We start from the raw sequence: 4,419 nt of genomic DNA, 5'->3' as shown, positions 1-4,419 counted from the left end.
AAACCATCAAACCCTAACCGCCCGGCCCCGGACGGATTCGTGCAGAAACGTTCATCACCCATCCTGGGAAAATATAGCTTTCGAATGCGCTTTCGCGATGTTTCTCTGTGGCATTACAATTGACAGGATGCGCTTAAAACCAGAAGCACCTATGTTCAAGAGCTACTTCATCACCGGGCTACGCAACCTGCTGAAACAAAAAGGATATTCCTTTATCAAGATCATCGGCCTCACGTTCGGTCTTACGGCCAGCATGATCATCTACCTGTATATCGCGGAAGATCTCTCGTACGATACATTCCATAAAAATTATCCCAACATCGTTCGCCTGCTTACCATTGATAGTGCCGAAGGCGTGAGCAGCAAGCTGGTAGGTGTTACACAACCGCGTCTTGGTCCGGCAGCAGCCGATGAATTACCGGAGGTTATTACCAGCGTACGCTTTACGGGGGGCGGACGTCTTGATCTCAGCTATAACGACAAGCCATTAAAATGTGAAGCTTCCTTTCGTGTTGATCCGACTGTATTCGAAGTATTTGATTTCCCGATTGTGGATGGTGCTACAACGGGGGTGCTGGATAAACCCGGATCGATCGCCATCACACAAACATTAGCGCGCAAGATATTCGGCAATGAAAATCCTATTGGTAAAACTGTAAAACTTAATCAGAATACAGATCTGAATGTTACTGCTGTATTGGCCGATGTACCGAAGAACTCTCACCTGCAATTTGATTTACTATACTCACTTGTACCCGGACAAAATGAAGATGGCCTGCGGCAGGCGCTCGATACCTGGCAGGGTATATTTTGCTTCACGTACCTCCTGCTCGATAAACCTGCCGATGTTGCTGATCTGAATACTAAGCTGAAAGCGATCAGCAAAAAGAACAATGCCTACGAGTTCTTCACTCCTGTAGTGCAGCCATTGAAAGATGTACACCTGAAATCAAAAGAGATTCTCTTCGAGACAAACGCCAACAAATCTGATACACTCAATGTATATGTACTCTCCATCATCGCTATACTGATACTGGTACTGGCGGCTGTAAATTTCATGAATCTCGTTACGGCCAAGTCAACCGCGCGGGCCAAAGAGATCGGCATGCGCAAAGTGATTGGTGCCATACGCACTCAACTGATTCTGCAACACCTCACCGAATCTATACTGGTTACCGGTATAGCAGCCTTGCTGGCCATTGCCGCTGTCCTCGTAGCCGTACCGTTGCTGAACAACGCCTATCACCGCTTCGCTGATGTTACCCTGCTTATGCATCCGCAAAGTATAACATTGCTTTCCGGACTGGTACTCATCGTGGGTATAATGGCCGGACTATATCCTGCCTTCGTACTTTCTTCATTCAAACCTATATTGGTATTAAAAGGATCATTCAAAAATTCGGCAAGTGGTATACGGCTGAGAAAGGCACTGGTAGTTTTGCAGTTCACTATATCTATAGCGCTCATGGTAGGCACGGGTATAGTATATCAACAAATGCGCTATATCTATACTGCCGACCTGGGCTACAGCCGCGACCAGGTTATTACCCTGCAACAGAATAACCAGAATGTTGCCAATGCCACTACACTGAAAAATGAACTGCTGCGTAATCCGGATATACTTTCCGTTGGAACTTCTTCAGCCCGTATGGGCCAGCAATTGGGCAGAGTAAATATATATCCGGATGGTGTCTATAATGCGGAGACCAACATCATCACCAGTATTATGGTTACGGATGAAAGTTTTATTCCTACTATGGGTATAAAGATGATGGAAGGCCGTAATTTCTCACTCGACTATGATGATTCTTTGTCGATGATCATCAACGAAGAAATGGCGCGCTTCCTCAAATGGAAAGATCCGGTTGGTAAAAAAGTAGGGTTGCAAAATGGTGCTGTAGCATCCGAGCTTACAAACTATACCGTGGTAGGTGTTGTAAAAGATTTTCACTTCGCTACGGTACGCCACAAGCTGGAGCCGATGTTTATGCTGTATAATAACAACAACAACGCGCTGGCAGTTAAAGTAAAAGCTGAAAATATACAGGCAACACTTACCTTCATGGAGGAAACCTGGAAGAAAGTAAATCCGGGCACCACTTTCGAATACGCTTTTCTCGATGAACAATTTGCCAACCTGTATCGCAATGAACAAGCCTTCGCCAGCATGTTCACGCACTTCACCGGATTGGCTATGCTCATTGCCGGACTCGGTCTGTTTGCGCTCTCGGCATTTACCGCAGAGCAACGCAGAAAAGAGATTGGCATTCGCAAAGTGCTGGGTGCAAGCAACGGCACCATCTTCTATAAACTTTCCAGTGAGTTTGTTCTGCTGATCATGATCTCCTTTGTGTTTGCCAGTGTGATTGCCTATTTCGTTATGAACAAGTGGCTGGATGATTTTCAGTACAGCATCTCTATTGGTGCCGGTATCTTTATTCTGGCCGGAGCATCGTCCATCATTATCGCGTTACTTACTATCAGCTTCCAGGCATTGAAGGCTGCGTTGAGTAATCCGGTGGATGCGTTGAGGAGCGAGTAATCGTTATACGTTACATGTTCGCTGACGATTAACGTGTAACGAATAACGAATTGAATATCGAACAAGGAACATCGATCAACGAATGTTGAAGTCGGTAGTGGTAGCACTGAGCACTTTTACGATTAACGGATAACCATTTACGGATAACGGGCTTATGGTGTATATTCACATCATAATCCCCTATGATCAAAAGTTACTTGTCCATAGCGCTGCGATACATGATTCGCCATAAGGGCTTTTCATTTATCAATATCGCAGGGCTTACCATTGGCATTGCCTGTAGTTTACTTATCGTGCTATATATACAGGATGAAACCCGTTACGATACTTTCCATCCCGATGCAGCACGTATATATAGGGCAGGTTCACACGGTATGTTGCAGGGAAAGAAGATGCTCTCTGTGTATGCTGGCGCTCCGTTAGCAAATACACTTCAGCAAACTTGCCGGCAGGTAGAATCGGTAACACGCATAGCGAGTTGGGCTACCTTCCCGATGCGCTATGAAGATCGTGTGTTTACAGAACCGAGACTGCTTCTTGCTGATTCCAACTTCTTCCACTTCTTTCACTTTCAACTTATAGAAGGTAATATTGACAGTGTGCTGACTGGTATACGCAAGCTGGTGATTACGGAATCGGCTGCCAGACGTTACTTCGATTATAAAGGTGCTGGCGATAGAACGCCCCTTGGTAAAACCATGGTGCTTGCGCAAGGCTATACGGCAAAGGTCAGTGGTATTGCTGCCGACCCTCCGTTAAACAGCCACTTCCATTTTACTGCTATACTTTCGCTTAGCTCTTGGGATGATATTCACACCAACGGCTGGGTTACCGGTCGCGCAATCACCTATCTGAAACTAAAACCGGATGCATCTATACTTCCCGTAGAAGAAAAGCTGAAGGTATTCGTGGCCCGGTATATCAATCCGGAGCTTGAGCAACTAAAGCGCGTCAATATCAATCAACTCAATAACCAGGGTAATTCGCTTGGCTTCTTCATCCAGCCTTTACTGGATATACACTTATACTCGCACCTCGATGATGAGATCGAACCCAACGGCAACATACAGTATATATACCTGTTCAGTGCTATTGCTGTGTTTATAACCTTGCTGGCCTGCATCAACTTCATGAACCTCTCCACTGCGCGATCGGCCAGTCGCGCGAAAGAAGTAGGCGTACGCAAAACCGTTGGCGCTCCCACATCGCGATTGATTATACAGTTTATACTGGAATCGTTCTTCTATATAGTCATTGCCATTCTATTCGCGCTGTTCATTGTGTCCATACTACTTTTACCGTTTAATATACTGGCCGAAAAGCAGCTCTCCGTGCGGGTATTTCTCTCCCCTATATTTCTCGCAGGACTTCCGCTTTTTGCAGTTGTGGTTGGATTATTAGCCGGAAGCTACCCGGCATTTTATCTCACCACGTTCTCACCGATTGAAGTAATGCGAGGTCGCATCCGGTCGCGCATGCGCAAATATAGTATACGCAATGTGCTGGTGATTTTTCAATTCTTTATATCAGCCAGTCTTATCATTGCTACACTGGTAGTATACCGGCAGTTGCAATATATACAACAGGCAAGTCTCGGGTTTGATAAGCATAATGTTGTAAATCTTTTGCACACACGTAACCTCGGAAACAACGGCATGCGTTTTAAAGAAGAACTGCTGAAACACCAGTCAATTGTAGCAGCCAGTTATTGTAACCGGCTTCCGCCCAATATAGATTGGCAATTTGTATTCAGCACAACAAGTCCGTCACAAGACTATTTATTGAATGTATACGAGATGGATTACGACCATCTCAAAACCATGAAGTATACAATGATCACCGGACGATTCTTTTCTTCTGATTTTCTGTCTGACTCT

The 4,419-nt window shown here is 45.3% G+C and carries 2 protein-coding genes; both read left to right on the top strand.

Annotated elements, in window-relative coordinates:
* Positions 1-151 precede the first annotated feature (151 nt).
* Complete coding sequence (locus tag VIN08_RS24160; RefSeq protein WP_331970988.1) at positions 152-2,542, top strand: ABC transporter permease; 2,391 nt, start codon at positions 152-154, stop codon at positions 2,540-2,542.
* Between the two features lie 182 nt (positions 2,543-2,724).
* A partial coding sequence (locus VIN08_RS24155) for an ABC transporter permease (RefSeq protein ID WP_331970986.1) occupies positions 2,725-4,419 on the top strand: 1,695 nt, incomplete at its 3' end.

Source organism: Ohtaekwangia sp., from assembly GCF_036568665.1.
In the GTDB taxonomy this organism is placed as follows: domain Bacteria; phylum Bacteroidota; class Bacteroidia; order Cytophagales; family Cyclobacteriaceae; genus Ohtaekwangia.
The sequence above is the reverse complement of the archived record's forward strand: the minus strand, read 5'-3'. Positions and strand labels throughout refer to the sequence as shown.